Genomic DNA, 3,829 nt, shown 5'->3' with positions numbered 1-3,829 from the left:
GGGCGGCCCGCGGTGTCCATGGAGGTCATCAGCGTCACGGGCGCGGACACGAAGGGGGCCGCGCGGCTGAGCGTGTCCGCCGCGAGCCACGGCGACACGACCCTCGTCACACTGACCGCCGCGCACGACGGCGGCCCCGTCCGCTGGTCCGCGACCACGGGGGCCGCGTGGCTCTACCTGAGCAGGGCCTCCGGCACGCTGGAGCCCGGGGAGTCGCTGACCGTGAAGGTGTACGTCGACCCGCTCCGCGAGCCCTCGGGCGCGTGGCACGCGCGCGTGGCGATCGCCCCGGCCGGTGCGATCGTCTCCATCTCCGGCCACGGCCCCACCCCCGGCGACCCGGGCACCCCGCCCCCGTCGTCCGACCCGACCCCCACGCCGAGCGCCACTCCGTCGCCGTCGGACCCCACCCCGAGCGCCCCGCCGTCCGGTTCCCCCGAACCGTCCCCGAGCGAGTCGTCCGCCGGGCCCGGTTCGCCGTCACCGTCGGAGGGCGGCGGGGAGCCCACGCCCGCGGCGTCGTGAGCCCCCGTTCCGCCCGGACGGTGCGCCCGATGCTCTCCCTCCTGCGCCCGATTTGACGCGGATGTGGGGCGGGGGCGGGTGTGGGGCGGTGCCGTCAGGGAAATCGCTTGGAGGTGCTTGACGGCACGCGCGCGGGACGGACGGAACGGGGGAGCCGGGTGGAGCGGAGGTCAGCGGGCCGGGTCCGCCGGGTGCGGGGCGACCAGAGGGAGGTGGGAGGCCAGGCGTGCCTCGCACAGCTCGACGAGACGGTCGTACCCGGCCTTGCCCATCAGTTCCGTCAGTTCGGGCCTGTACGAGACGTACACGGGCTCTCCCGCGCCATGTGCGGACGTCGCCGAGGTGCACCACCAGTGCAGGTCGTGGCCGCCGGGGCCCCAGCCCCGCCGGTCGTACTCGCCGATGGAGACCTGGAGGATCCGCGTGTCGTCGGGACGGTCGATCCAGTCGTACGTACGGCGCACCGGGAGCTGCCAGCAGACGTCCGGCTTGGTCTCCAGAGGCTCACGGCCCTCCCGGAGGGCCAGGATGTGCAGCGAGCAGCCGGCGCCCCCGGAGAAGCCGGGACGGTTCTGGAAGATGCAGGAGCCGTTGAAGGGGCGCGTCTGACGGGACCCCTCGTCGTCCTCGGAGACCCAGCCGTCCCGCGTCCCCTCGGCGTGGTGCTGCCAGATGTCCGGTGTGAGCCGCGCCACATGCCCGGCGACGCGCTTCTCGTCGTCCTTGTCGGAGAAGTGGGCGCCCAGGGTGCAGCAGCCGTCGTCCGCGCGGCCCGCCTGGATGCCCTGGCAGCCGCTGCCGAAGACGCAGGTCCAGCGGGAGGTCAGCCAGGTCAGGTCGCAGCGGAAGATCTGTTCGTCGTCCCCGGGGTCCGGGAACTCGACCCACGCGCGCGGGAAGTCGAGACCCTTCTCGTCGCCCCCCGGCGCCGGCTCCTTCGATGACTTCGCCCGCGAAGAACTCCCGGCCGGTGCGCCCGCCTTGTCGCCCTTGGGTGACTTCTCCGGCTTTTCCCGGTTCTCGTTCTTCGCCTTTTTCGTCTTTGGCACGCGACCAGAGTATGACGCCGAGGCCGTCTCACGGCACAGACGCGGAGGAGGAGCAGAGCCTCGCTGGCAGTAGCGTTCCCTACATGAGACTCGGTGTCCTCGACGTGGGATCGAACACGGTGCATCTGCTGGTGGTGGACGCACACCCCGGCGCGCGCCCGCTGCCCGCGCACTCGCACAAGGCCGAACTGCGCCTCGCCCAACTCCTCGACGCGGACGGGGCGATCGGCCCCGAAGGGGTCGACAAACTCGTCGGCGTCGTCCAGGAAGCGCTCCAGGCCGCCGAGGACAAGGGCGTCGAGGACCTCCTGCCGTTCGCGACGTCCGCCGTCCGGGAGGCCACCAACGCGGACGACGTCCTCGCGCGCGTGCACACCGAGACCGGCGTCGAACTCCAGGTCCTCTCCGGCGCCGAGGAGGCCCGGCTGACCTTCCTCGCGGCCCGCCGCTGGTTCGGCTGGTCCGCCGGCAAGCTGCTCGTCCTCGACATCGGCGGCGGCTCCCTGGAGATCGCCTACGGCATCGACGAGGAGCCCGACGCCGCCGTCTCCCTGCCGCTCGGCGCGGGCCGCCTCACCGCCGGCTGGCTGCCGGGCGACCCGCCCGGAGCGGAGCACATAAGGGCGCTGCGACGGCACGCGCGCGCCCAGATCGCCCGTACGGTCGGCGAGTTCAGCCGCTTCGGGGCGCCCGACCACGTCGTCGCGACCTCCAAGACCTTCAAGCAGCTCGCCCGCATCGCCGGTGCCGCCCGCTCCACCGACGGCCTCTACGTCCAGCGCGAGCTCAAGCGCGAGTCCCTCGAAGCCTGGGTGCCCCGGCTCGCCGGCATGACCGTCGCCCAGCGCGCCGAACTCCCCGGCGTCTCCGAGGGCCGCGCGGGACAACTCCTCGCCGGCGCACTCGTCGCCGAGGGCGTCATGGACCTCTTCGGCGTCGAAACCCTGGAGATCTGCCCCTGGGCCCTGCGCGAGGGCGTCATCCTGCGGCGGCTGGACCACATGCCGGCGGTGTGAGGGCACACGCGCGTGGCGAGGGCGTGCGGTGCGTGAGGTGCGCCACCCCGGCGGTGTGGGGCTCCCCGGCCCCGAGCCCTCGCCGTCCGTCCGTCCACCGCGCCTCCCGCGCCGCCGCGGCCCTGTTCGGAAGCCGTACGCGGACCGGAACCGGCCTCCACGCGCGCGTGGCCGAACGCGTCCGGAGGGTGCGGACACCCGGCAACGGTGTCCGGTACCGCCCCGTACGCTGTCCCTCGTGGCAGAACCAGTGGTGCGCATCCCGGATGCGAAGGTCGCTCTGTCCACGGCCTCGGTCTACCCGGAGTCGACGGCGACGGCCTTCGAGATCGCCGCGCGCCTCGGGTACGACGGGGTCGAGGTGATGGTGTGGAACGACCCCGTGAGCCAGGACATCGAGGCCCTGCGGCGGCTCAGTGACTACCACCGGATGCCGATCCTCGCCGTGCACGCGCCCTGTCTGCTGATCACGCAGCGGGTCTGGTCGACGGACCCGTGGACCAAGCTCCAGCGCGCCCGTGCGGCGGCCGAGAAGCTCGGGGCGAGCACCGTCGTCGTCCACCCCCCGTTCCGCTGGCAGCGGCAGTACGCGCGGGACTTCGTCCAGGGGATCTGGCGGATGGCCGACGAGACGGACGTCCGGTTCGCCGTCGAGAACATGTACCCCTGGCGCTACCGGGACCGCGAGATGCTCGCGTACGCGCCCGACTGGGACGTCACCAAGGACGACTACCGGCACTTCACGATCGACCTCAGCCACGCGGCGACCTCCCGCAGTGAGGCGATGGACATGGTCGACCGGATGGGCGACCGCCTCGGACACGTCCACCTCGCCGACGGCCTCGGCTCCAACAAGGACGAGCACCTGGTCCCCGGCCGAGGCACCCAGCCCTGCGCCGAACTCCTCGAACGGCTCGCCCTCACCGGCTTCGACGGCCATGTCGTCATCGAGGTCAACACCCGGCGCGCGATGTCCGCCGCCGAACGCGAGGCCGACCTCGCCGAGGCCCTCGCCTTCACCCGCCTCCACCTCGCCTCGGCCCTGAAGGTGCCCCGCAGATGACCCGTCGGACACCGGGGCACACAGACGCGGCGCAGGCCGGCGACGGAGCGGGCGGGGAGGACGACGGCGCGTTCGGCGGCGGTGCGGGCGCCGGACTCCGTGAGGCGTTCGCCCGCGTACTCGGCGACGGTCTCCAGGAGGCGGTAGCGCATCGCGCCCTCGGCCGAAGGGGCCGC

General features: G+C 73.2%; 5 protein-coding genes. 4 read left to right on the top strand and 1 reads right to left on the bottom strand.

Annotated features, from left to right (window positions below; genetic code table 11):
• A partial coding sequence (locus ACVNF4_RS33595; RefSeq protein WP_461806656.1) for a BACON domain-containing protein occupies positions 1–525 on the top strand: 525 nt, incomplete at its 5' end.
• 170 nt (positions 526–695) lie between these two features.
• On the opposite strand, the gene ACVNF4_RS33590 is transcribed toward ACVNF4_RS33595, so the two are convergent.
• The gene (locus ACVNF4_RS33590) at positions 696–1,574 is read right to left on the bottom strand and encodes a hypothetical protein (protein ID WP_461806655.1); all 879 of its coding nucleotides are present in this window, start codon (positions 1,572–1,574) and stop codon (positions 696–698) included.
• A gap of 83 nt (positions 1,575–1,657) precedes the next feature.
• Between ACVNF4_RS33590 and ACVNF4_RS33585 the strand changes: the two genes are divergently transcribed.
• From ACVNF4_RS33585 to ACVNF4_RS33575, 3 genes are all read left to right on the top strand, one after another.
• Positions 1,658–2,590: a Ppx/GppA family phosphatase gene (locus ACVNF4_RS33585; protein WP_461806654.1), complete on the top strand. Its 933-nt coding sequence runs from the start codon at positions 1,658–1,660 to the stop codon at positions 2,588–2,590.
• 238 nt (positions 2,591–2,828) lie between these two features.
• Positions 2,829–3,653 carry a sugar phosphate isomerase/epimerase family protein gene (locus ACVNF4_RS33580; RefSeq protein WP_461806653.1) on the top strand — a complete coding sequence of 275 codons (825 nt, stop codon included), beginning with the start codon at positions 2,829–2,831 and terminating at the stop codon, positions 3,651–3,653.
• Positions 3,650–3,829: hypothetical protein (locus ACVNF4_RS33575; protein ID WP_461806652.1), on the top strand; the 180-nt coding region annotated here is incomplete at its 3' end. The genes ACVNF4_RS33580 and ACVNF4_RS33575, both read left to right, overlap by 4 nt.

The sequence above is a fragment of the Streptomyces sp. S6 genome (assembly GCF_054880855.1).
The sequence above is the reverse complement of the archived record's forward strand: the minus strand, read 5'-3'. Positions and strand labels throughout refer to the sequence as shown.